Annotated in this window: 23 protein-coding genes and 2 pseudogenes; 9 read left to right on the forward strand and 16 right to left on the reverse strand. The window is 39.8% G+C overall.

The genetic code is table 11. The features are described from left to right. The first annotated feature begins 11 nt into the window (after window positions 1–11). Both DYI00_RS04825 and DYI00_RS04830 read left to right on the forward strand, forming a co-directional pair. Complete coding sequence (locus DYI00_RS04825; protein ID WP_041600176.1) at window positions 12–1,343, forward strand: MFS transporter; 1,332 nt, start codon at window positions 12–14, stop codon at window positions 1,341–1,343. An 18-nt stretch (window positions 1,344–1,361) separates the two neighbouring features. Beyond that, the gene (locus DYI00_RS04830; RefSeq protein WP_011577346.1) at window positions 1,362–2,123 is read left to right on the forward strand and encodes a tRNA 2-thiocytidine(32) synthetase TtcA; all 762 of its coding nucleotides are present in this window, start codon (window positions 1,362–1,364) and stop codon (window positions 2,121–2,123) included. Window positions 2,124–2,130: 7 nt separating this feature from the next. On the opposite strand, the gene DYI00_RS04835 is transcribed toward DYI00_RS04830, so the two are convergent. From DYI00_RS04835 to DYI00_RS04845, 3 genes are all read right to left on the reverse strand, one after another. Further along, complete coding sequence (locus DYI00_RS04835; protein ID WP_011577345.1) at window positions 2,131–3,282, reverse strand: cation:proton antiporter; 1,152 nt, start codon at window positions 3,280–3,282, stop codon at window positions 2,131–2,133. Window positions 3,283–3,306: 24 nt separating this feature from the next. Further along, window positions 3,307–4,686, reverse strand: a complete 1,380-nt coding sequence (locus tag DYI00_RS04840) for an HP1184 family multidrug efflux MATE transporter (RefSeq protein WP_041600259.1) — start codon at window positions 4,684–4,686, stop codon at window positions 3,307–3,309. Between the two features lie 108 nt (window positions 4,687–4,794). Further along, a complete protein-coding gene (locus DYI00_RS04845) occupies window positions 4,795–5,970 on the reverse strand; it encodes a sugar transporter (RefSeq protein ID WP_011577343.1) in 1,176 nt (391 codons plus the stop codon). A gap of 225 nt (window positions 5,971–6,195) precedes the next feature. Here DYI00_RS04845 and DYI00_RS04850 point away from each other — a divergent pair, with 225 nt between their 5' ends. The 3 genes from DYI00_RS04850 to DYI00_RS08745 all read left to right on the forward strand — a co-directional run bounded on the left by DYI00_RS04850 (window position 6,196) and on the right by DYI00_RS08745 (window position 9,195). Further along, on the forward strand, window positions 6,196–6,939 hold the full coding sequence (locus tag DYI00_RS04850; RefSeq protein WP_011577342.1) for a carbonic anhydrase: 744 nt from the start codon (window positions 6,196–6,198) through the stop codon (window positions 6,937–6,939). A gap of 442 nt (window positions 6,940–7,381) precedes the next feature. Beyond that, window positions 7,382–8,785, forward strand: a complete 1,404-nt coding sequence (locus tag DYI00_RS04855; RefSeq protein ID WP_011577341.1) for a hypothetical protein — start codon at window positions 7,382–7,384, stop codon at window positions 8,783–8,785. Between the two features lie 194 nt (window positions 8,786–8,979). Next, window positions 8,980–9,195 (forward strand): hypothetical protein, encoded by a 216-nt coding sequence (locus DYI00_RS08745; RefSeq protein ID WP_011577340.1) that lies wholly within the window; start codon window positions 8,980–8,982, stop codon window positions 9,193–9,195. A gap of 271 nt (window positions 9,196–9,466) precedes the next feature. On the opposite strand, the gene DYI00_RS04860 is transcribed toward DYI00_RS08745, so the two are convergent. The 10 genes from DYI00_RS04860 to DYI00_RS04905 form a co-directional block, all read right to left on the reverse strand. Beyond that, complete coding sequence (locus tag DYI00_RS04860) at window positions 9,467–9,769, reverse strand: hypothetical protein (protein ID WP_011577339.1); 303 nt, start codon at window positions 9,767–9,769, stop codon at window positions 9,467–9,469. Between the two features lie 22 nt (window positions 9,770–9,791). Beyond that, the gene (locus tag DYI00_RS04865; RefSeq protein WP_011577338.1) at window positions 9,792–10,787 is read right to left on the reverse strand and encodes a ketoacyl-ACP synthase III; all 996 of its coding nucleotides are present in this window, start codon (window positions 10,785–10,787) and stop codon (window positions 9,792–9,794) included. 24 nt (window positions 10,788–10,811) lie between these two features. Then, complete coding sequence (gene plsX / locus DYI00_RS04870; protein ID WP_011577337.1) at window positions 10,812–11,831, reverse strand: phosphate acyltransferase PlsX; 1,020 nt, start codon at window positions 11,829–11,831, stop codon at window positions 10,812–10,814. A gap of 62 nt (window positions 11,832–11,893) precedes the next feature. After that, window positions 11,894–12,040, reverse strand: coding sequence for a 50S ribosomal protein L32 (rpmF, locus tag DYI00_RS04875; protein ID WP_000290428.1), 147 nt, complete (start codon window positions 12,038–12,040; stop codon window positions 11,894–11,896). A 15-nt stretch (window positions 12,041–12,055) separates the two neighbouring features. Further along, window positions 12,056–12,412: a DUF177 domain-containing protein gene (locus tag DYI00_RS04880; RefSeq protein ID WP_011577336.1), complete on the reverse strand. Its 357-nt coding sequence runs from the start codon at window positions 12,410–12,412 to the stop codon at window positions 12,056–12,058. 24 nt (window positions 12,413–12,436) lie between these two features. Continuing rightward, window positions 12,437–12,850, reverse strand: coding sequence for a nucleoside-diphosphate kinase (ndk, locus tag DYI00_RS04885; RefSeq protein WP_011577335.1), 414 nt, complete (start codon window positions 12,848–12,850; stop codon window positions 12,437–12,439). Between the two features lie 66 nt (window positions 12,851–12,916). Continuing rightward, complete coding sequence (gene metK / locus DYI00_RS04890) at window positions 12,917–14,074, reverse strand: methionine adenosyltransferase (RefSeq protein ID WP_011577334.1); 1,158 nt, start codon at window positions 14,072–14,074, stop codon at window positions 12,917–12,919. Between the two features lie 60 nt (window positions 14,075–14,134). Further along, window positions 14,135–15,145, reverse strand: a complete 1,011-nt coding sequence (gene lpxD / locus DYI00_RS04895; RefSeq protein ID WP_011577333.1) for a UDP-3-O-(3-hydroxymyristoyl)glucosamine N-acyltransferase — start codon at window positions 15,143–15,145, stop codon at window positions 14,135–14,137. Between the two features lie 10 nt (window positions 15,146–15,155). Next, window positions 15,156–15,983, reverse strand: coding sequence for an enoyl-ACP reductase FabI (gene fabI / locus DYI00_RS04900; protein WP_011577332.1), 828 nt, complete (start codon window positions 15,981–15,983; stop codon window positions 15,156–15,158). A 9-nt stretch (window positions 15,984–15,992) separates the two neighbouring features. Further along, entirely contained in the window at window positions 15,993–16,697 is a 705-nt protein-coding gene (locus DYI00_RS04905) for a triose-phosphate isomerase (protein WP_011577331.1), read from the reverse strand. 213 nt (window positions 16,698–16,910) lie between these two features. Here DYI00_RS04905 and DYI00_RS04910 point away from each other — a divergent pair, with 213 nt between their 5' ends. Genes DYI00_RS04910 through clsC form a run of 4 tightly spaced genes read left to right on the forward strand, consistent with a single transcriptional unit; the run spans window position 16,911 to window position 22,091 of the window. Then, window positions 16,911–17,678, forward strand: a complete 768-nt coding sequence (locus DYI00_RS04910; protein ID WP_011577330.1) for a fumarate reductase cytochrome b subunit — start codon at window positions 16,911–16,913, stop codon at window positions 17,676–17,678. A gap of 9 nt (window positions 17,679–17,687) precedes the next feature. Next, complete coding sequence (locus DYI00_RS04915; RefSeq protein WP_011577329.1) at window positions 17,688–19,832, forward strand: fumarate reductase flavoprotein subunit; 2,145 nt, start codon at window positions 17,688–17,690, stop codon at window positions 19,830–19,832. Then, entirely contained in the window at window positions 19,825–20,562 is a 738-nt protein-coding gene (locus DYI00_RS04920) for a fumarate reductase iron-sulfur subunit (RefSeq protein ID WP_011577328.1), read from the forward strand. The genes DYI00_RS04915 and DYI00_RS04920 overlap by 8 nt, the downstream gene beginning before the upstream one ends. A gap of 20 nt (window positions 20,563–20,582) precedes the next feature. Then, window positions 20,583–22,091 (forward strand): cardiolipin synthase ClsC, encoded by a 1,509-nt coding sequence (clsC, locus tag DYI00_RS04925; RefSeq protein WP_011577327.1) that lies wholly within the window; start codon window positions 20,583–20,585, stop codon window positions 22,089–22,091. Window positions 22,092–22,097: 6 nt separating this feature from the next. On the opposite strand, the pseudogene DYI00_RS04930 reads toward clsC, so the two are convergent. From DYI00_RS04930 to DYI00_RS08500, 3 genes and pseudogenes are all read right to left on the reverse strand, one after another. Beyond that, window positions 22,098–22,399 (reverse strand): annotated as a pseudogene (locus DYI00_RS04930) (YqhA family protein); the annotation flags it as partial. A gap of 291 nt (window positions 22,400–22,690) precedes the next feature. Beyond that, the gene (locus tag DYI00_RS04935) at window positions 22,691–24,814 is read right to left on the reverse strand and encodes a DUF3519 domain-containing protein (RefSeq protein WP_256594186.1); all 2,124 of its coding nucleotides are present in this window, start codon (window positions 24,812–24,814) and stop codon (window positions 22,691–22,693) included. Further along, window positions 24,747–25,037 (reverse strand): annotated as a pseudogene (locus DYI00_RS08500) (DUF3519 domain-containing protein); the annotation flags it as partial. The pseudogene DYI00_RS08500 and the gene DYI00_RS04935, both read right to left, overlap by 68 nt. Between the last annotated feature and the right edge of the window lie 98 nt (window positions 25,038–25,135).

A 25,135-nucleotide genomic window follows, 5' to 3' on the forward strand; every position in this document is an offset into this window, starting at 1 on the left:
AAATACTACGCATGTTTAAGAAAATTTTTCCATTGGCGTTAGTGTCGTCGTTGCGGTTTTTAGGGCTTTTTATTGTTTTGCCTGTCATTAGCTTGTATGCAGATAGTTTCCATTCAAGCAGTCCTTTGCTTATAGGTTTGGCGGTGGGCGGAGCGTATCTCACGCAAATCATCTTTCAAACCCCTATGGGTATTCTTAGCGATAAGATAGGCCGTAAAGTGGTGGTAGTGGTGTGCTTGTTGTTGTTTTTAGTGGGCTCGTTAGTGTGCTTTGTGGCGGATGATATTGTTTTGCTCGTTATTGGGCGCTTCATTCAAGGCATGGGGGCTTTAGGGGGGGTCGTTAGTGCGATGGTGGCTGATGAAGTGAAAGAAGAAGAGCGCACCAAAGCCATGACCATCATGGGGGTGTTTATTTTCATTAGCTTTACCATAAGCATGGCGATTGGTCCAGGAGTTGTGGCGTTTTTTGGGGGTGCGAAATGGCTCTTTTTACTCACGGCGATCTTAACTCTATTGAGTTTATTGATGCTTTTAAAAGTCAAAGACGCCCCTAAAATTTCTTATCAAATCAAAAATAAAATAGCTTACCAACCCAACTCCAAAGCCTTGTATCTCTTGTATCTAAGCTCTTTTTTTGAAAAAGCGTTCATGACGCTTATTTTTGTGCTAATCCCTTTAGCTTTAGTGAATGAATTCCATAAAGATGAGAGTTTTTTAATTTTAGTGTATGTGCCTGGAGCCCTGCTAGGGGTTTTAAGCATGGGAATAGCGAGCGTTATGGCTGAAAAATACAATAAGCCTAAAGGGGTGATGCTTTCGGGGGTGTTCTTATTTATTGTGAGTTATTTATGCTTGTTTTTAGCAGACTCTAGCTTTTTGGGTAAATATTTATGGCTTTTTATTGTTGGGGTGGCGTTTTTCTTTATTGGCTTTGCAACCTTGGAGCCTATCATGCAATCTTTAGCGTCTAAATTCGCTAGAGTGCATGAAAAAGGCAAGGTTTTAGGGCAATTCACCACTTTTGGCTATTTAGGGAGCTTTGTTGGAGGCGTGAGTGGGGGGTTGAGCTACCATTATTTAGGCATTTCTAACACGAGCTTAGTGGTTGTTATCTTGGGGCTTGTTTGGGGCTTATCGCTCTTTTTTCTCAATAACCCTTCTAAGCAAAAAAATGTTTATTTCCCCTTAGACGCTTATAATGGGGAACAATTTGAAACTTTAGGGGATAAAATTATTGAATGGTATGTCAATATTAGCGAAGAAATCATTATTGTGAAATATAATTCCGATCAAATTAGCGAAGAAGAAATCATTCATTTAGCGCAAAACTTCAGAAAATAAACCAATCAAGGATCAAAAATGACCTATGAAATTTCTAAAAAAGTCTTGCACATTGTAGGCAAGACAAACGCCACCTACAAACTCATAGAAGAAGGCGATAAAGTCTTGTTAGGATTGAGTGGGGGCAAGGATTCTATCATGCTCGCTTGTATTTTAGCCAGAATGCAAAAACATGCCCCTTTCAAATTTGATTTTAAAGCGGTTACCGTGCATTATGGTTTGGGCGAAGATTTGAAATGGTTGAGCGATTTGTGTAAAGATCAAGGCATTGAGCATGAGATTATTTACACCCAAATCGCTGCGACTATCAATGAAAAACGCCGTGAAAAAAGCTCGTTTTGTTCGTTTTGCTCTCGTTTGAGAAGGGGGACTTTGTATTCTAAGGCTTTAGAGGAAGGCTATAATAAAGTCGCTATCGCGCACCATTTAGATGATGCGGTGGAAAGCTTTTTTATGAATTTCACTTATAATGGGAGTTTAAGGAGCATGCCCCCTATTTACAGGGCTGAAAACGGCTTGTTGGTGATCCGCCCTTTGATTAAAGTGCGAGAAGCTAGTAGTATTCATTTTGTCACTTCTCAAAATATCCCCATAGCCCCTGATTGCAATTGCCCAGCCAAACAGCCCACCTCTGATAAACCCCCTATCGCACGATTAGCCACCAAAAATTTTTTAAAAGAAATGCAAAACCTGCACCCTCATTTCTTTGACAGCCTAGAAAATGCATTCAATAATGTTCAGGCGAACAGCTTTAGCGACGCTAAATATTTAGATGCTTAAGCTTTCTTTAAGCTTTTTTGTTGAGCATTTTAATCACGATTGTGAATAGCACCCCTTCAAAGATAGCTGCCAAAAGCAATGCATAGTAAGTGTTTGGCAAGATCGCTTGCGCTTTTAAACCCACTGCAGCGGTGGTGACTAAAAAGGTTAAAGGCATAGAAACCCCTAGAGCGAATGAAAACAGGTTTTTAGTCTCTTTAAAATATTTGTGCCACAACAAACTTGAAGCGATTAAATGCAAACCCAACATGCCCGCCACAATCAATGCCCCTTCAAGGATCAAATGCGGGTTTAGGAACACTAATTTTAAGTCTAAAGTAGAGCCTACATGGATGAAAAACAAAGGCACAAAAAACCCAAAACCCACATCATTGAGCTTGTGGATGAGCTCTGATTTATGGGGGAAAAAAGTAGAAACGACTAACCCAGCTAAAAACGCCCCCAAAACCATTTCTATTTTGAGCCACACCACGATCGCAACCAACGAAAAAAAGAGCATCAGCGAAAAGCGCACATCTTGGTTGAATTGATTGGTTTTAGGCATCACAAAAAGCCTTAAATGCGGGAACCACCAAAACAAGATCTTAAAGATTTGAAACGCCACGATGATTAGAATCAAAAAGACAATAAGAATGCCTAAATCTTTCACCAAATCCACACCCAAACCATGCGAATACACCCCATCCACGACCACTAACCCAACAATGCTTAACAACTCCCCAATAACGCCCACTTTTAAGACTAGATCAAGCCATAAGGTTTCTTTGCCGTAATCCTTGATTAGAGTCATAATCATCCCCAAACTCACAATGGGGAAAATCACCATAAAAATAGGCTCTAACCCAAAACTAAAAGTAAGGATAAATGAAAGCGTGTATAAAATCAAAAAATAAGCTAGAATGCGTTTTAAAAGAGAAGCTCCTAACTTTTTAAACAAATAAATTTCCACTTCCAAACCGCACAAAAACATTAAAAACAAAAAGCCAATTTCAGACATGACTTCAAAGCCTTTGGTTGGCTCAATCAAGCCCAAATACGCCCCAATGGACCCAAATAAAATCTCTACAACCGTGATAGGCAAACGAAAGAACCCAGAAACATAAGGGGCTATCACAATTAAAAGCATAATGAGCGCGAAAGTGAAAAATTCTGCATGCATGGCTTAATTTTACCCTAATATTGGTTAAGTTTTCACAGCGATAGGGTTTTTCTCTTTGTAAGTGGTGAAAACCCCTTTTTTGATTTCATAATAAGTCACCCCTAACGCGGTCAAAAACGCCAAAAATTGTGCGATAGGGTAAGTCGCCCAAATCCCATCAATCCCATAGAAATAGCTTAAAATCGGTAGTAAAACCACCATAAACCCTAGCGTGTGCGAAATAGTGATAATAAACGAACTTCTAGTGCGCTGAATAGATTGGAAAAACACCGCGCACAACAAAGTCATGCCTAAAAAAACATAACCGGTATAATAAATATTCATCGCCCTTTTAGTCTCTTGCATAAAAAGTGCATCCTGATCGCTTGGTTGCAAATAAAGCTTGATTAAAAATTCATCTAAGAAATAATAAACGCCATAGAAAAGAATCCCCACGCAAAACGCCACCTTCAAACCAAAAACAAACACCTCTTTGACGCGCTTTAAACTTTTAGCCCCATAACTAAAACTCGCAATAGGTTGGATGCCTTGAGAAATCGCAAACAAAGTCGTGAAAAAGATCACCGCATTATACATGATAATCCCATACATACTCACAAACCTCTCCCCTGCAGTGTGTATGATAGCGGTATTAAACAATAAAATCATAATAGAGGCACTAAATTCTGCCGTGCTTTGAGGCACACCGCTTTTGGTTGAAGAAATGATTGAAGACAAAGAAAAACGCTTGATAAAATACAACTGCCCTTTTTTAAACCAAAAATGCTGCATTAAGACTAAAAAGCCTATCGCATGCCCTATCACCGTGGCTATCGCACTGCCTTGAACCCCCACTTCCAAAACAAAAATAAACAAGTAGTTGAAAAAAACATTCACTAACGAGCCAATCAACATCGCCACCATCGCTAAAATCGGTCGTTTGTCATTCACCACAAAAACATCCGCCAAAGGGTGCAAAACCATAAAAACCGCACCCATTAAAATGATTTCAATATAGCGTTTAGACATGCTTAATAAAGCGTCACTACTCCCAAAAAGGCGCGCGATATTTTCACTAAAAGGCAGTAAAATCATGCTCAAAATAAAGGTGCTAATGGCGACAAAATAAAACACGCTGCTAAACACAAGCCTAGCTCTATGGGTTTTATTTTGACCTAAAAAATACCCCACAATGCTCGCTGCCCCAAAACCAAAAAGCAATTCATACGCTATTAAAGCCGGAAAAATAGGCCATGCGATATTGACCGCTGCAATAGCTTCTTTACCCAGTTTCTTGCCCACAAACATGCCGTCTATCATAGAATAAGTGGAAAGTGAAATCATAGAAAAAGCTAAAGGGATAAAGTAATAAAAAAAGAGCTTCCCAATAGAATCTTTATGCAAATCAATCTTTTTTTTGAGCATGGCCATCTCGCTTGTTGTTTAAAAAATGTGACAAATTTTGTTATTTTAACATAAAGAAAGAGACAATTTATCAGTTAAATACCGCTCAATTTAAGGAGAGATTTTCATCTATTTTGCCCCAAATTTGATCGTGATGAAATTAAACCAAAATAGCGCCAACAAACCTAGTGCCCCACCCACAAAGCCAATATACCCTAACCCCAATTGGTGGATCACAATACTGCCAAACAACGCTCCTGATCCAATCCCCACATTATAGCTCCCTGAAAAAATCGCGCTTGCAACATCCGTGGCATTGGGTGCAAGTTGCAACACCCTCATTTGCAAGGAAATCCCAAGCGAAGTGATCCCAATCCCCCATAAGAAAATTTGCAAGAAAATTACCCACTCTAAATGCTTGAATGAAAAAAGTAGAAGTTGCGGGCAAAGGACTAAAATAATGGCGCAAGCGATGAATTTTTTAGGGTTTTTCTCATAAAAACGACCGAATAAAAAGCTCCCCATAACACCCGCTAGCCCAAACACAAACAGCATCAGCGTCGCCACTTCAGGGGAAAATTGGCTGATTTGAATGATAAAAGGCTCAATATAACTATAAGTGGTGAAATGCCCAGAAATAGCCAAAATCACAAGCAAATAAATCCCCACTAAAAGCGGGCGTTTCATTAACACAGGAAGGCTAGATAAAGTACCGGCGTTTCTACTCGGTAAAGATGGGAGCAGCCTATACATAAGCAATGCTACCAACAAAGCAACGCCCCCAATCATGCCAAAAGTGGAGCGCCAATCTAACATTTGCCCAATGATCCTCCCAAGCGGTAACCCTAAAATCATCGCTAGCGAACTCCCTAACGCTAATAACCCTAAAGCTTGTTGTTTCCTGCCAATGGGTGCGACACGAATGACTAAAGAAGCCGTGATAGACCAAAAAACAGAATGAGCCAAAGCGATGCCCATGCGCGAAATTAATAACACCCAAAAATCCCACGCCACCACTGAAAGGATATGGCTGACAATAAAAAGACCAAAAAGAAAAAGCAGCAAGCGTTTCCTTTCAATTTTAGCACTAAGCAGCATCAAAGGCAATGAGCCAAGAGACACGATCCACGCATAAAGTGTGATCATAAGCCCCACGCTCGCGCTCTCCATTTCAAAACTTTTTGCAATATCTGATAAAAGTGCAATAGGGACAAACTCCGTGGTGTTGAAAATAAACGCCGAAAGTGAAAACACAAAAACCCGCATTAAGGCGAGTTTTTTATACGATTGTTTGGTTATCATCATTCAATCTTAAAATTAAGGTGGTTAAATCTCCCATTTGAAACGCCCATTATAAGATAAAAAATTTAACCGCTTGCGATTAAACCCCCTAAAATTGTTACCATTTGAAATAAAATTTAAAGCCGTTAGGGGCTTATCCTTAAGCTCATTTTTGACAGCCCCATCCGTTATGGTTTGAGCGCTAGAATTGAGTCGTTGTTTAAAAAATTTAAAATAAAGGATAACGAAATGAAAAAAACTTTTTTGATCGCTCTAGCACTTGCAACTTCTCTTATAGGTGCTGAAAAAACCCATTGGGATTACAAAAACAAAGAAAATGGCCCACACCATTGGGACAAATTGCATAAAGATTTTGAAATGTGCAAAAGCGGTAAGAGCCAGTCTCCTATCAATATTGAGCATTATTACCACACGCAAGATAAAGCCGATTTGCAATTCAAATACGCCGCTTCCAAACCTAAAGCGGTATCTTTCACCCACCACACTTTAAAGGCTTCGTTTGAGCCGACTAATCATATCAATTATAGAGGGCATGACTATGTGTTGGATAATGTGCATTTCCACGCCCCTATGGAGTTTTTAATCAATGGTAAAAATAAGCCTTTGAGTGCGCATTTCGTGCATAAAGACGCTAAAGGGCGTTTGTTAGTGTTAGCGATTGGCTTTGAAGAAGGGAAAGAAAACCCAAACCTTAACCCTATTTTAGAAGGCATTCAAAAGAAACAGGATTTTAAGGCGGTAGTTTTAGACGCTTTCTTGCCTAAAACAATCAATTACTACCATTTTAACGGCTCTTTGACCGCTCCGCCTTGCACAGAAGGGGTGGCATGGTTTGTGATAGAAGAGCCTTTGGAAATCTCTGCCAAGCAATTAGCTGAAATCAAAAAACGCATGAAAAATTCGCCTAACCAACGCCCCGTCCAGCCTGACTACAACACCGTAATCATTAAAAGTTCAACTGAAACCCGCTAAAATTTAAAACTCTCTCTTTTTAAAGAGAGAGACATCAAAATCATTTTTTGTAAAACAACGCTAAAAATTGTAACCGCCTAGTATTTTGTAAAGCGCTTAAACGCTAACGATTGGGACTTCTGCTAAAGAGTTTAAAATAAAGACTCTGTTCTAATTGGACAACAATATAGAGTCTTTAAATTCCACAAGTGGGTTGATAATCGTTTCTTTTACGATAAGACAGATCTATACACACTCCAAGCTAAAGTGAATTTGTATTGTCAAAATAGAGGCTATCACTCTCTTAACGAATTGAAAGCGTTTGCTAAAGAATTGATAAAATCTTATATAAACTACAAGGCGTAAAATGGGCTACAATCAATCTTTAGCTAAAGTTAGTTTTAAATTATCGCTCTCTAATTAAAGAGCGGTTAAAATCAATTTAAAGCGAAAGGACACGATAATGTTATTGAATTACGACTTTTTAGAATTAGTTGATGAGCCACATAGAAACATTTCCTTGACATCAGCTATTGATAAGGCGTTAGCGGACAAGAAATTAGCTAGACAAAATAAACCTAGCGTTAGGGTGCTTGGTAAGAGTATGCCCTTAAGCAAGTTTTTAGATGCTGTTGGCGATGAAATCTCACGACTTAAATATGATATGAGCCACAAGACTATTAAAGGTTCTACGATTGAAAGCTCTAATCTTATCAGTATTTATAAAAAGATTGCGAGCGGACTACCTTTTGGGACTATCTCGGCATTTAGACCTTTTAAAGACGCTTTTTATAGAGACTTTACTGAAAAAGAGCGAAACGCACTAATCTATGCTTATAAGAGCGGAGCAGACCCTAAAGATGCTGACATAATAGCTCAATATTGGTTAAGTAAATCGGTGGATTTAGACCCATACAATCCTATTAAAGTTGTAGATTTCTTTCACCCACAACCTGAAAATGAGAAAGAGACTGGGAAATTTAAAGAATACAAGGATATGATTGAGAATATTTATACGACAATCGCTAACAAATTAGGTGAGTTTTATGTAGATAAATTCTTAAAGAAAAAAGCCACAATGAGAGACTTTATGTCTAGTCCTAAATTTCTCAAAAAATACCGCTACACCTATAAAGACAATATGAAAAGGACACGAAAGCTAAAATCACTATTGGATAGTAAGCGACACTTTTTAGGTTATATTCAAGTGATTGGTTATTGGAAAGAAAGCTTAAAAGACAACCTTTTGCCTGATAAAGAGACTAGCTTTTTTGTATTCCAAAACGAACCTAGTAACACATTTGATTTGTCAAAGGAGTTGTTATTGTTAGCGAGACACTTTAATCAAGCGGCGATTTGTTATTGCGACAACGCAAAGACTGATAAAGTGGAATTGGTGAGCGCTTTACCTAATGAGTTTGGCGATGTGTGGGCGAAATTCACTGACATCACATTCACTATCCCTTTAACCCAATCTATCACACGCTTACACAATAAAGTCTATACATTCTTTGAAAAGAAAAATATGGAAAATTATGGCGTTAGTTTTGAGGAGCTTTCTACGACAAAATTAAAAGCGATGAGAATGCCTAAAGACATTGAGGGGTTTAACATTCCTTGTAAAGCCTACATTGAACGCCACATTAAAACTTCTATTCATAGCAGTTTAGGAGGGGAACGAAATTATCCTGGTCGCACTTTTGATATGAACAAAGTCCAACAATACGAGCTACAAGCGATTAAAAGGCTAGATTTAAAAGATGCTCTAAAAGTAAAAGTTTTAAAGCAAGTTATAACCACAACATTAAGGTCAATAAACTTGTCAAGGCTTTACGACAAGGCAAAAAAGCGAGTAAGACACTTATAGCGAGCGTTCTTGCTAACACCATAGACACCGATGCAGGTTATTGCTTTATCTCACCGACAGATTTAGCGACACAACTTGATAACATCAGCCCTAGACTATCTAAAAGCATTGTAACCGCCATAGAGCAAGCAGAGGGAGTTGGACTACTCTATGCTTTAATTGACAGGGTTACATATAACTCGCTCCACAATATCTTGAATTTCATTTTTGATATTGATAACCCCTTAAGCGACGAAGCATTAAGCGAATTAGTGATTGAAGTCCCAAGAGAAGCGTTAAAGAATGTGAAGTTACCACAAATCAAAAATGTATTGACTTCTCAAATCTTTGATGGGGCTTATCAGTTTAGAGGTAACGACTATAAATACCAATACCAAACGACACCTGAATTGTTGGACATGTTGGAGTAACATGGTAGCACGATTTCGTTATTTCAGTAGAAATAATAGCTCTAATGCTATTTCTAAAACTCGCTTTTTTACTTATCAATGTAAAGATTATTTCAATTGAATACCGACAACTAAAGTCTTAATTTTAGTACAACCCATTTTTTAAGAGAAAAGGGGGTTTTGAAACAATCCCTCCCCTACAACCTCTCAAATTAAATTAACCCTAAAAGAGCGTTTTTAAAAGTGGCTTAATGAGTTGCTTTTTGGTTAAAGAAATTCCATTTTATGGTTTTTATGGTTCTTCTTTTTGGGCTTGCTCCAAAGCCATTTGTGCATGCTTGCAATCTTTTTTAAACGACTTTGTGATGTAATTGATTTTAAGCGTAGAGTCAAAAGCCTCTTGGCATTTCTTAAGCTTATAATCGCGCTCTTGTGGATCTTGCAAATAATACTTCACCGATCGCACAAAACTAAAATGAAACTCCATAGGCGGATTACGGCTATCTGGCGTGCCTTCGCAATGATCACTGCAATAAGTACTTTGTGCTCCCAAACCCCCTAGCATAACCAACAATAAAAAAACAACCTTTTTCATTAACGCTCCTTTTAACCCTTTTCTAACTGCCTCCAAAATACACCAATGCTGAACCCCAAGTCAATCCCCCACCAAAAGCGTCTAAAAGCATCAAATCGCCCTTTTTCAAACGCCCTTCTTCATAAGCTTCACCCATGGCCATAGGGATACTAGCTGCTGAAGTGTTGCCGTATTTATGCACGGTCAAAACCACTTGCTCATCTTTAAAATCCAAATGCTCTCGCACGGCTTGAATGATTCTCAAATTAGCTTGATGTGGGATAAACAAACGAACATCTTCAGGTTTGAGAGCATTTTTTTCTAAGATCATTTCCACATCTTTTAAAAGCGTTTTCACCGCTAGTTTAAACACTTCATTGCCTTTCATGCACAAAAAAGGATCTGAAGTCTCTTCTTTAGCGTTAAAAGGCGTGGGTTTGAGAGTCCTTGGCGTATAGAGGTAATTAGAAAAATTCCCATTCGCTGAAATCTGCACATCCAAAATGCTTTCTTTTAAATGCTTTGTCCTGCCTATCACACACGCCCCAGCCCCATCACCAAATAAAATACAAGTCCCCCTATCCTTAAAATCCAACACGCTACTCGTTTTTTCTGCCCCCACGATCAGCACATTTTCATACATCCCGCTTTCCACATAAGCTTTAGCCACGGACAAGAGATAAATAAAACCGGTGCAAGCGGCTGAAATATCAAACGCCGGCTTGTTTTCAATGCCTAGTTTCGCGCTCAACACGCAAGCGGTTGAAGGCATGGCTAAAAAATCAGGGCTTAAGGTCGCTACAACCACTAAGTCAATGTCTTGTGGGGTTAAATGTGCCCTTTCTATGGCTTGTTTAGCCGCTATCACCCCTAAATCACTGCTTTTTTCTCCAACACTAGCAAAACGGCGTTCTTTGATACCGGTCCTTTTTTCTATCCATTCATCGCTAGTATCCAAAAATTCTTGAAACGCTACATTCTTTATGCATTCGCTTGGAGCGTGCATAGCAATGGATTTAAGAGAAGCGTAAAATTCCATTCAATCCCCTTAACATAGTCATCTTTAAGCGTCTTGTTGATCGCTTTGATGCGTAGAAGCACTAGGCTTCAAACTCTCAAACGCTTTTGTAATCCTCAAACAAACCTGACTTTTAACGGTACTAATAGCCTGATAAATCGCACATTCAATCGCTCTAGCGTTGCTCTTGCCATGGCTAATGATCACGCTTTTATTCACGCCTAAAAGCGGTGCTCCTCCATATTCAGCGTAATCGGTTTTTTGCCTTAAGGTATCAAACGCATTCTTAAGCATCAAAGCCCCTATTTTAGATTTAAGACAACTTTTAATTTCATCTTTAAAAATAGAACCTATTGCACTAGCGACCCCTTCAGTCGTCTTTAAGACCACATTCCCCATGAAGCCATCGCAAACCACCACATCCACAAGCCCTTTGAAAATATCGCTCCCCTCCACATTACCATAAAAGAAATCATAAGCTTTTAACATTTTATGCGTTTCTTTAACGAGCATGTTCCCTTTAATATCCTCTTCGCCATTACTCAAAAGACCCACTTTAGGGCTATCGTAACCTAAAACGCTTTTAGCGTATTCATACCCCATAAGAGCAAAATCAATTAAATATTCAGGCTTGCAATCCGTGTTCGCTCCCGCATCTAATAGCACGCTAGGGCGTTTGCCAACACTGGGCATTAAAGTGCAAATAGCAGGTCTTTCAACCCCCTTAATACGCCCCAAACGCAAGGTCGCTAAACCCATAGTCGCCCCACTATGCCCTGCTGAAATCAAAGCGTCAGCCCCATTTTTCAAAATATCCATACCCAAGTAAATGGAAGATTCCTTACGCTTAATAGCCTCTGTGGCGGCTTCTTCCATTTTGATATAATCTTGCGTGTGGATCATTTCCACTTTGCTAGCTAACTCTTTAGAAATAAAAGGGGTCGCCTTGTCTTTATCCCCCACTAAAACAGCACCAAAACTCTTATTCTCTAAAGCCCTTGAAACTCCCTCAATAATGGGTAAAACCCCATGGTCAGCCCCCATTAAGTCTATTACAATTTTCATCATGCGTCCTTTAAAGGCTTGTTGCAATCCTTTAAAATACTCCCTATCATTAAAGATAGCTTTTAGTATTCTTTAGTGAATTTATTGATATGGTGTGGGAGCTTCCAAGTGCCGTCTTTAGCTTTTATAGGCTTAGCCAACTTAACGCTATAATGCGTGCGCCTCTTTGCCGCTCTTGTCTTACTCACTCTTCTATCAGGTACTGCCATAAATTCTCCTTATATTCAATCTGCGTAATGGTAGTCTAATTTAATGGACTCCACTTCAGAGCGTAAAATTTCGCTCAAATCAATAAAACCATTGAAAGATTCAATAACATCTAAGTTATCAAAATCTAAACTTTGGCTTTGCGTATCCCACAACCCATCTGAAATATGCAAAACCAACGACTCATCAAGGCTTTTTTTAAACTCTTTACCGCTCGCATCACAAATAAGCACCAACTCGCCCTTGAGTTGCGCTTTCAAGCGAAACAATTTCGCCCCCACTCGCACAACTTCGCCCTCTAAAACCACTCCCTCATGCTCTAAAGAAAACGCTCTAGGCACATTAAAAGCGATTTTACGCATTTCAAATTGCATGCTTATTCTTAAACGCTCTTAATCTTAAAACTCTCTAGTGGCAAAAAAGAAAGCGATTTCATTGTGTGCGTTTTCCAAGCTATCGCTCCCATGCACCGCATTAGCGTCAATGCTTTCAGCAAAATCCGCTCTTATAGTGCCTTTTTGGGCGAGCTTTGGATCAGTCGCTCCCATAAGATCTCTATTCTTAGCCACAGCGTCCTTACCTTCTAAAACCATAACCACCACCGGACCACTGACCATAAATTCTATCAAGTCTTTAAAAAAAGGTCTTTCTCTATGGATCGCATAAAAGTTTTCAGCGTCTTTAACGCTTAAATGCAAGCGTTTCATAGCAATGACTTCCAAGCCGTTGCTCTCAAAACGATCAATAATCTTCCCTACCACTTTCTTCTTAAGTGCATCCGGTTTAATAATAGACAGCGTTCTTTGTTTCAATTTAAACTCCTTGTGAATTGTTGATTATACAAAAATTTTTTAAAATATGACCCTTAAAATATTTTTTTAATGCTTAAAGAACGCTTTAATCTCTTCAGCCTTGTTGGTCTTTTCCCAAGTGAATGCCTCCAACTCGCGCCCAAAATGCCCATAAGATGAAGTGAGCGAATAAATAGGTCTTAACAAATCCAAGCTTTCAATAATGCCTTTTGGCGTGAGTTTAAAAACCAATTTCACGCATTTTTCTAATTCCGCGCTTGAATACTTGCTCGTGTTATGCGTATTCACATAAATGGACACCGGCTCTACAACCCCAATCGCATAAGCAAGCTGCACGGTCGCTCTATCGCAAACCCCACTCGCTACCAAATTTTTAGCCACATAGCGGGCCGCATAAGCTGCACTCCTATCCACCTTACTAGGGTCTTTCCCGCTAAACGCTCCACCCCCATGCGGACAACTCCCCCCATAAGTATCCACGATGATTTTTCTTCCTGTCAAACCCGCATCACCTTGTGGTCCACCGATAACGAATTTTCCTGTGGGATTGACAAAAAACTTGATATTGTCATGCAAATATTCTTTGGGTAAAACCTTATACACGATCTCTTCAATCACCGCTTCTTTTAAATGTTTTTGTGAAACTTCTGGGGAATGTTGGGTAGAAATGACGATCGTATCAATGCTTATGGGTTTGTTATTCTCATAGCGAACGCTCACTTGAGACTTGCCATCAGGCCTTAAAAAAGGCAAGGTGTTGTCTTTTCTTTTTTGAGCTAGAGCGAAAGTGAGTTGGTGCGCTAAATGAATGGGTAAAGGCATGAGCATTTGAGTCTCTTTGCACGCATAACCAAACACAAGCCCTTGATCCCCTGCCCCAATCTCGCCATCTTCTCTATCCACGCCTTGATTAATATCAGGGCTTTGCTCACCAATGCCATTTAAAACCGCCGCGCTTCTATAATCAAAGCCATAAAGAGCGTCTGTATAACCAATTTTTTTAACCACTTCTCTTGCAATCTCTTGCATAGGAGCATAGATAGAAGTTTTTAACTCGCCAGTGATCACGCAAAAACCATTAGAAACCAAAGTCTCGCATGCGACTTTAGCTTTTTTATCCCGCTCAATAATATAATCTAAAACCGCATCGCTGATTTGATCGGCCATTTTATCAGGATGCCCTTCGGTTACTGATTCTGAAGTAAAAAGAAAACTATCTTTCATTGATTGTCCTTGTGATAAAGTTTGTATTCAAAATGGGCTTATTATAGCTTATTTCATTCTTTAAGACTTAAAAAACCCTTTAGCTTTTTGCAACAAACTCGTTTTTTGCTGTTTTCTAAAATTCGTTCTTAAATGAGCTAAGAAATGGTGCCATTCATGGATTTCCATAGCAGGGATTGCTCCGGCAAAATTAGTGTTAGGGGGCAAATCTTTACCCACCGCGCTTTTGCCTCCAATTTGAGTGAATTCGCCCACATGCAAATGCCCCCCAATGCCCACTTGCCCGCCAAAAACCACATTACGACCTGTGGTCGTAGAGCCACTCAAACCCACTTGAGAAACGACAATGCTATGTTCACCCAAAACACAATTATGCCCAATTTGAACCAAGTTATCAATCTTAACGCCCTCTTTAATCAAAGTCTCCCCAAACACCGCCCTATCAATCGCCGTGTTAACTCCAATTTCTACATTTTTTTGAATCCTAACAATCCCCACATGCTCAATTTTGACATGCTCTCCTAAAGCGGTGTGTGCATAACCAAAGCCATCGCCCCCAATCACACTGCCTGCATGGATAATGACATTATCTTCTAAAATCGTGTTTTGATACAAAATGACCCGAGGATATAAAACGCAATTTTTACCGATTTTGACCCCATCAGCGATCACCACGCCCGGATAAATCAAAGAGTTTTCGCCAATTTCTACGCTCTCTCCAATCGTAACATTTGGCATGATAGTTACTTTTTCAAAATGTTTAGGCTCGCTAACGCTTTCTGGGTTTTTAAAAAAAGGGACTTTAAAGGCATGCGAGACTTTAGCGAAAGCCAAATGGGGGTTATCCACGACTAAAGCTTGCATGTGTTTAGGCACTTTAGAAGATTCTTTTTTACGGATAAACACCGCCCCAGCTTTTGAATCCTTTAAAAATTTAAGGTAACGCGCTTGATCAATATAGCTAATATCATTAGGCGTTGCTTTATCCAATTCCGCTAAAGCATGCACTTCAAAATCGTTCGAAAATTCTGTTTCAATAGAGTAGGTGTTTAACAATTCGCTTAATTTCATCAATACCCCTTTATCCTTCTTTATGCAAATCCCATGATAATACAGCTTTATTATCTTTTTCTTCCACAGCTCCCATGCCCATTACATGATAGCCAGCATCCACAAAATGCACTTCCCCACTCACCCCACTAGAGAGATGAGAGAGCAAATACATCCCAGCATTACCCACTTCTTCTAAACTCACATTTTTTCTTAAAGGGGCGTTGATTTCATTCCATTTTAAAATCATTCTAAAATCAGCTATTCCGCTAGAAGCGAGTGTTCTAATAGGCCCAGCTGATAAGGCATTCACTCTAATATTGTGTTTGCCTAAATCCACCGCTAAATAACGCACCGCACTCTCTAGGGCCGCTTTAGCTAACCCCATCACATTGTAATGTGCCATGTATTTAGTGCTACCCAAGTAACTCAAAGTCAAAACAGACGCCCCATCATTCAATAAAGGTTTTAGGGTGTTTGTTAGCTCTATTAAAGAATACACAGAGATTTCCATAGCGGTGTTAAACGCGCTTTTAGAAGTTTCTAATAAACTCCCCTCTAAAGCCTCCTTAGGGGCGAAAGCCACGCTATGAACGATAAAATCCAATGATCCTAAATCCTGCTTAATGCTATTATACAGCGACTTGAAATGCTCTTCTTTACGCACATCTAATTCATACACATAAGAGCTATTCAATTCCTGTGCGATAGGCCTTACGCGCTTTTCTAAACTCTCATTCAAATAAGTGAAAGCGAGAGCAGCCCCTTGATTAAAACAAGATTGAGCGATCCCACAAGCGATGGATTTATTATTCGCAACCCCTACAATAAGCCCTTTTTTACCTTTTAAAAATCCCATAATTTTCCTTTACAAAAATGAAATGATTGTTTTAAAATTTTCTAATTCCAAAGACGTGCTCCCAATCAATAAGCCATCCACGCTATCAATCCCTAAAATTTCTTTAGCGTTTTGTGTATTCACGCTCCCCCCATACAATAAGGGCATTTTTTGATTTAAATGTTGCTTTAAAAAACCATGCGTGAGATAAATATCTTCTAAAGAAGCGCTTTTTCCTGTGCCAATCGCCCAAATAGGCTCATAAGCCACGATTAAATTTTGATAATCAAGATCAATGTTTTCTAATTGTTCATTTAAAAATTCTTTTACAGCTCCTAAACCCTTTTCTCTAGTTTTTAAATCTTCGCCAATACAATAGACGATTTTAAATTTTTTATCTTTAAAAAAATCAAACTTTTCTTTCAAAAAGTTAGGGCTTTCCTTTAAAAGCACTCGTCTCTCGCTATGCCCTATTAAAAGCGTGTTGATTTTCAATTCTTCTAAATGCTTTGAAGTGATTTCACCCGTAAAAGCCCCACAATCTTTAGGGTAAGCGTTTTGCACTCCTAAAGTGAAATGCAAAAACGCATTAGGCAATAACCCCAAAAAATCAGGGAATACAAACACCCTATCACAATGCTGCGGCTTTAAAGTTTTTTCCAATTCTTTCAAATACGCATGGCTTTTAAAAATAGGCATAGCGGATTTAAAATTAGCCATTGCAATTTTTGTCATCAAAGATCCTTATTTTTATATGTGGTAACTAGCTCTTATTATATCCAAAGCGTTTAGAAAATGTAAATTTTAAACAATAGACCCCTTGAATTTAATTTTTTTCTCAATTTAAGATCCATTTATAAGAAAAGTTATTTCAAATGTAGTAAAATCAAAGCAGTGTTTTTGCGTCAAGCGATTTAGGTTAAATTTGAGTTTTTAGGAGCAGTTTTTATGCAACAAGAAGAAATTATAGAGGGTTATTATGGCGCTAGCAAAGGGCTTAAAAAGAGCGGTATTTATGCTAAGCTAGATTTTTTACAAAGCGCTACGGGCTTGATTTTAGCACTCTTTATGATAGCACACATGTTTTTGGTTTCAAGTATCTTAATTAGCGATGAAGCCATGTATAAAGTAGCGAAATTTTTTGAAGGGAGCTTGTTTTTAAAAGCGGGCGAGCCAGCGATTGTGAGCGTGGTTGCAGCAGGGATCATTCTTATTTTAGTAGTGCATGCGTTTTTGGCGTTGAGAAAATTCCCTATCAATTACAGGCAATACAAGGTTTTTAAAACCCATAAGCATTTGATGAAGCATGGCGATACGAGTTTGTGGTTTATCCAAGCTTTCACAGGGTTTACGATGTTTTTCTTAGCGAGTATCCACTTGTTTGTCATGCTCACAGAGCCTGAAAGCATTGGGCCTCATGGCTCAAGCTATCGTTTTGTCACGCAAAACTTTTGGCTTTTGTATATTTTCTTATTGTTTGCTGTGGAGTTGCATGGCTCTATTGGGTTGTATCGTTTAGCGATTAAATGGGGGTGGTTTAAAAACATCAGTATTCAAGGCTTAAGGAAAATCAAATGGGCGATGAGCGTGTTTTTTATTGTTTTAGGGCTTTGCACCTATGGGGCTTATATCAAAAAAGGTTTGGAAAACAAAGATAATGGCATTAAAACCATGCAAGAAGCCATAGAGACTGATGGAAAATTCCACAAAGAATAAGGGTAGAAAATGAAAATAACATATTGTGATGCGTTGATTATTGGAGGCGGACTAGCCGGCTTAAGGGCTAGTATTGCATGCAAACAAAAGGGTTTAAACACCATTGTTTTGAGTTTAGTGCCTGTTAGGCGTTCGCACTCTGCGGCCGCTCAAGGGGGCATGCAAGCAAGCCTAGCGAACGCTAAAAAAAGCGAGGGCGATAACGAAGATTTGCACTTTTTAGATACGGTTAAGGGGAGCGATTGGGGGTGCGATCAACAAGTGGCTAGAATGTTTGTAACCACTGCCCCTAAAGCCATTAGGGAATTAGCCAGTTGGGGGGTGCCTTGGACTAGGATCAAAAAAGGCGATAGGTCTGCAGTCGTTAATGGTGAGCATGTCACTATCACTGAAAGAGACGATAGGCATGGCTATATTTTAAGCCGTGATTTTGGAGGCACTAAAAAATGGCGCACATGCTTTACCGCTGATGCCACAGGGCATACCATGCTTTATGCGGTCGCCAATGAAGCCTTGCACCACAAGGTGGATATTCAAGACAGAAAAGACATGCTCGCTTTCATCCATCATGATAATAAGTGCTATGGGGCGGTGGTAAGGGATTTGATTACCGGCGAAATTTCAGCGTATGTTTCTAAAGGCACGCTTCTAGCTACTGGGGGTTATGGGCGCGTGTATAAACACACCACTAACGCGGTGATTTGCGATGGAGCTGGGGCTGCAAGCGCTTTAGAAACCGGCGTGGCTAAATTAGGGAATATGGAAGCGGTGCAATTCCACCCTACCGCTTTAGTGCCAAGTGGGATTTTAATGACCGAAGGTTGTAGGGGCGATGGAGGGGTTTTGAGAGACAAGTTTGGAAGACGCTTCATGCCCGCTTATGAGCCGGAGAAAAAAGAGCTTGCAAGTAGAGACGTGGTCTCAAGGCGGATTTTAGAGCATATCCAAAAAGGTTATGGGGCTAAATCGCCTTATGGAGACCATGTGTGGTTGGATATTGCTATTTTAGGGCGTAGTCATGTGGAAAAAAATTTAAGAGATGTGCGCGATATTGCCATGACTTTTGCCGGCATTGATCCGGCTGATAGCGAAGAGCAAACTAAAGACAACATGCAAGGCATGCCCGCCAATGAGTCCGAATACGGACAAGCGATGGCTAAACAAAAAGGCTGGATCCCCATAAAACCCATGCAACACTATTCTATGGGTGGGGTTAGGACAAACCCTAAAGGCGAAACCCATTTGAAAGGTCTGTTTTGTGCGGGCGAAGCGGCATGCTGGGATTTGCATGGGTTTAACCGCTTGGGGGGTAATTCTGTGAGTGAAGCCGTGGTGGCTGGCATGATTATAGGGGATTATTTCGCCTCGCATTGTTTGGAAGCGCAAATTGAAATCAACACGCAAAAAATTGAAGCTTTCATTAAAGAAAGCCAGAATTACATGCACTTTTTATTACACAATGAAGGCGATGAAGATGTGTATGAAATTAGAGAACGCATGAAAGAAGTCATGGATGAAAAAGTGGGCGTTTTTAGAGAAGGCAAAAGATTAGAAGAAGCTCTTAAAGAATTGCAAGAGCTTTATGCACGCTCCAAAAACATTTGCGTGAAAAACAAGGTTTTACACAATAACCCTGAATTAGAAGACGCTTATCGCACCAAAAAAATGCTCAAACTCGCACTTTGTATCACTCAAGGGGCGTTATTACGCACTGAAAGCAGAGGGGCTCACACAAGGATTGATTACCCTAAAAGAGACGATGAAAAATGGCTTAATCGGACTTTAGCGAGTTGGCCTAATGCTGAACAAGACATGCCCACGATTGAATATGAAGAATTAGATGTGATGAAAATGGAAATTAGCCCTGATTTTAGGGGCTATGGCAAAAAAGGTAATTTCATTCCCCACCCCAAAAAAGAAGAGCGCGATGCTGAAATTTTAAAAACGATTTTAGAATTAGAAAAGCTTGGAAAAGACAGAGTAGAAGTCCAGCATGCACTCATGCCTTTTGAATTGCAAGAAAAATACAAAGCTAGGAATATGCGTTTAGAAGATGAAGAGGTGAGAGCTAGGGGGGAACATTTGTATTCTTTCAATGTCCATGATTTATTAGACAAACACAACGCCAATCTAAAAGGAGAACACCATGGGTGATAATGAACGAACGATTATAGTTAGAGTGCTAAAGTTTGACCCTCAAAGCACGGTGAGTAAGCCGCATTTTAAAGAGTATCAGTTGAAAGAAACGCCATCCATGACGCTCTTTATCGCTTTAAATCTCATTAGAGAGCATCAAGATCCGGATTTGAGCTTTGACTTTGTGTGCCGTGCTGGGATTTGTGGCTCTTGTGCGATGATGGTTAATGGGAGACCACGACTAGCTTGTAAAACCCTAACTTCTAGTTTTGAAAGTGGGGTGATTACGCTGATGCCCATGCCTAGTTTTACGCTCATTAAAGATTTGAGCGTGAATACCGGCGATTGGTTTTTGGACATGACTAAAAGAGTGGAGAGCTGGGCGCATTCTAAAGAAGAAGTGGATATTACTAAACCGGAAAAAAGGATTGAGCCTGATGAAGCCCAAGAGGTTTTTGAATTAGACAGGTGTATTGAATGTGGGTGCTGTATCGCCTCTTGTGGGACCAAACTCATGCGCCCTAATTTCATTGGAGCTGCTGGCATGAATAGAGTCATGCGTTTTATGATTGACAGCCACGATGGAAGAAGCGATGATGATTTTTATGAATTAGTCGGCGATGATGATGGCGTTTTTGGGTGCATGAGCTTGATCGCTTGCCATGACACTTGCCCTAAAGAATTACCCTTACAAAGCAGTATCGCTACTTTGCGCAACCGAATGTTGAAAGTGGGTAAAAGCCGCTAATTTCTTTTAGTGGGTTGTTTTTGAAAGTCTTTTTAGTTCTTTTAAGCGTCTTTTTTTTTAGTGGGTGTTTTGGGTTAGTCTATGAGGCTCCCATTTCAAACCCCCCTATCTCTTATAACCCTTACACTACCACAATTGGAAGCTTATATGCCAAAAATCTAAAAGAGCACCCCAATAATAGTGCAGCCATTCTTTTAGAAGATGGCTTTGACGCTTTATTGCATAGAGTGGGTCTTATTAGGATGAGTCAAAAAAGCATTGATATGCAAACTTATATCTATAAAAACGATCTTTCCTCCCAACTGATCGCCAAAGAGCTTTTAAGTGCGGCTAATCGTGGGGTAAAAGTACGCATCCTTTTAGACGATAACGGATTACATTCGGACTTTTCAGATATTATGCTTTTAAATTTCCACAAAAACATCGAAGTGAAAATTTTTAACCCTTACTATATCCGCAATAAAGGCTTGCGCTATTTTGAAATGCTCGCAGATTATGAACGCATTAAAAAACGCATGCACAACAAGCTTTTTATCGTGGATAACTTCGCTGTCATTATAGGGGGGCGCAATATCGGGGATAATTATTTTGATAACGATTTAGAGACGAATTTTTTAGATTTAGACGCTTTGTTTTTGGGGGGGGTCACTTCAAAATCTAAAGAAAGTTTTGAAAATTATTGGAAATTCCACCGCTCTATTCCTATTTCATTATTAAGAACCCATAAAAGACTCAAAAACAACGCTAAAAAAATCGCCAAACTCCATGAAAAAATCCCTATCAGCACTGAAGATGCAAACGAATTTGAAAAAAAAGTCAATGATTTTATGGAGCGCTTTCAAAAATACCAATACCCTATTTATTATGGGAATGCAAATTTTTTAGCCGATTTGCCCACAAAGATTGACACGCCCTCGTATTCGCCCATCAAAACCGCTTTTGAAAAAGCCCTTAAAGACGCCAAAAACTCCATTTTTATCGCTTCATCGTATTTCATCCCAGGCAAAAAGATGATGAAAATCTTTAGGGATCAGGTTTCTAAAGGGGTGGAATTGAGCGTTCTTACCAATTCCCTTTCATCAACGGACGCTATCGTCGTCTATGGGGCGTGGGAAAGGTATCGCAACCAGTTGGTGCGAATGGGAGCGAATGTCTATGAAATACGAAACGATTTTTTCAACCGCCAGATTAAAGGGCGTTTTAGCACCAAACATTCCTTGCACAGCAAAACGATCGTTTTTGATGACGCTTTGACGCTTTTGGGGAGTTTTAATATTGATCCGCGCTCTGCATACATCAACACCGAAAGTGCAGTCTTATTTGACAACCCATCTTTTGCCAAAAGGGTGCGTTTGGTGCTTAAGGCTCAAGCCCAACAATCATGGCATTTGGTCTTGTATCGGCATAAAGTCATTTGGGAAACCGCAGAAGAAGGCATCTTAATCCACGAAAAAAATTCGCCTGACACTTCCTTTTTTTTACGCTTGATTAAAGAATGGTCTAAAGTCCTTCCTGAAAAAGAACTCTAAACCCTTTTAATGCCCTTTGTTTTGCGAAAAAGCGATATTATTCGTAACAGTAGCCAACAACGCTGAACACACAAATACTAAATGGATCACGACTTGCCAAAAAATGGGGTTATGCGATAGAAATGCATCTTTAGGGATGCCGGATAAAACATATTCTAAACTCATGTAGCGTTTGAGTAAAAAAATCGCTGAAATAGCCACAATGGAAAGGGAAACCTTTAATTTTAAGGCGTTAAAATCCGTATGCTTTAGCCAAGTGATTCCACTAGCATCCACCTTGTCTAATTTTCAAAAAAGCTTTCATATTCGTGCATTTTGCTTTTCAAGCTCTCACCGGCGTTAATGAGCCATTCAATGGAATCCCTCAAACGGCCGTCAATCGCGTCGGCGTTTTTGAAAAAATCCAAACTCAAAAGCACTTCTAAAATCCTAACGATGCCTTTAAGGCTTAATCCCACTTGATTCGTAAAAAGCGCGTTACTTCTTAAAGCGTTTTGTAATTGCTTTAATAATTCGTTAGTGGTTTCTTCCACTTCAGGCTGTTCTGTGATTTCTAAAGCGCTGTTAGGTAGATTAGGATAATTCATTTTATTCCTTATTCACTTTTTTGTGGTAGGATTAGGTATATCAAGGTTTAGGGGATTAGTATCTTTCCCCTTGTAATTTGGTGCTAAAGGCGACTCAATTAGTCCGTTCCTTGATTGATTCACTTCATAGCTTGTAATAACCCATCTATTATTTAAAGTTTCACCTTTCCAACTATCATTCAAACCGACTCTTTGATTTGTGAATTCAATACTTAAACGCCCTAAATCATCTTTTGATAGTTTTCCATTGCTTATGATATTAGGGATATTGTTAATGATTTCTAATGCGTATTTTTTAGCTTCTTCTTTGCTCATGCCTTTGTCTATCGCATCGCTTTCCCTACGAGTGAATATATGTTGTAGTCCGTATTTAGAATTTCCCCAAACTAAATCAATATCGCCTAAACCTTCCTTATAAAACGCTCCTGCTACAAAACCTTTTTTAGTTTCTAATAGCTTGTTGATCGTGCCTAAGCCATCACCCTTAAACTCACTATAATTGTGTCCCCACTCGCTAGGCGTTTCAAGTTTTTGTTTTTTTATCCCTTTCTCGCTTTCTTTTTGCATGTCCTTAACGGCTTGGATCAAACGATTCAATACGGGATTATTTTCATTCGGCTCCCTATTGACCATCAAAAGGTAACGCGTGAAGTCGTAAATGTCAATGTCCTTGAATTCCTTGCTGTTGGGATCAAACATGTCCTTAGCCTCATCAGCGATCTTGAATTCTTTCAAGCCTTTCTTGATGTTATCGCTCTTTAAGGCTTCAAACAACGCCTTGCTCGGATCATCCAAGCGTGCAAACCGGGCAAACCCAGCGCCTAAGATCTCGCTGATATCGCTGACGGCTTGATCGGATTTTTCAAACACCCCTAAGGAGCTTGTTTGGTAGAATCTCTCGCTCAAATCCTTCAAGCCCTCGCTCGTGGTCGGGTATTTCTTCATGTTCGCGAAAGCGCGATCCATGATGCCGCTCAAATAAGCGTTCAGGCTCACTTTAGGGAGGTTCATGTCATGAATGAGGTTATGGAAACTCCCAGCGTTGTCTGCAAACATTTTTTTCACCTTTTCATAGCTTTTAATGTCGTTAGAAAATTCTTTCTGCCATCGGTTCAGTAATTCTATGCCTTGGGTTTTGGTCCTTGGCATGTTGAACATCAGCAACGCTAAATTGCTGTCGGTTACGATAGGGTGGGAGGCCTTATCAAAATTCAGGTTTTTAGCTACGATGTTTTTTAATGAGTAGATGCTATCAGCGTCTAATTTCTTTTCTAATTCTTTTAATTTCGCTTCGTAATGGCTCAAAACCGCTAACGCGTGATCGCTTTCGCTGTTAAAGTGCCCTTGATTGGACGCGGCCGCTAAATGGTTGATCTCGGTGTGGTTCAAGCGTTTGTGGGGGATTCTCACTAACAATTCATCCGGCTTCAGGTGGACGCGGTAGTATTCTTTGATCGCTTTATCGTAAGCGTATCGGCTTTTAGGCGTGAAGTTGAGCATGCCTTCTACCCAGTGGTTGGGCGCGATCACCTGCCCGTCATGCAAGATGATGGGCAAGTCTTCAAACCCTCCGCTCCCGAATATCTTTTTAGGGTCAAAATTCCGCGCGATGCTTTGGATCTGTTCTTCGTTCATGGCGGTGCGCTTTTGCGTGCCTCCTGTAGTGAAACTGGGCTTTAGATCTTTTGCATTCACGATCGCGTAGTCTAAGTCGTAAATCTCTCTTTCGTTCAAGCGCACCCGACTCTTAGGGATGCTCGCTAAAATCTGTGTGGGGATATCCTCTCCCACTTCTATCTTAGTCTGGCTTTCAAGGTTACCGGCGTTGCCGCGCTCGTGTTCTAATTTGCGTTTTAAGGCTTCTTTCCTTTTAGCTTCTTGTTCTTTGGCTTTTAAAAATTCCTGTTCGCTTTCTTGTGCTTCTCGTTCTAACTTCGCAAGCTTTTCGGCGTTAGCTTGTTTGTGGGGGGATAAATTTGGAGTTTCTGGTGTCAATTCGTTAGGGTTTTCTGGTTTTTTTAATAAAGACTCTTGACTGGTTAAGGGTTTTTTGTGTAGGATTAGGTTTAAGGGTTGTAGGCTGTGGTCTGCTTCCCTTATCTGTGGCGTTAGGTAGTTCAGGACTATAAACGCCATTGCTCCTATCAAACTTTTCAAAATTTCTATTTGAATAAAAATCAAAAATCTTATTCCCATCGTTTAAATCGTCTACCACTAACCCGAGCTTCACGCCGTTATTGTCCCATTCGTAGCCATACCTAAACCCATCTGCAAGCTTTTCAAAGCTGTTTAACGCCACGCTACCGTTCCTTATGACTGCGCCCATGTTCAGCAATTCATCATCAGTCAGCCCACCCATGTTTTCTATAGTATAAGTTTTGAATGCCTATTTTAGGGAGTTTGCAACAATAATGGGGAGTTTCTTTGTAAAAAAATCTAGGGAGTTTTTAAAAAATA

The organism is Helicobacter acinonychis (genome assembly GCF_900461455.1).
Taxonomy (GTDB): domain Bacteria; phylum Campylobacterota; class Campylobacteria; order Campylobacterales; family Helicobacteraceae; genus Helicobacter; species Helicobacter acinonychis.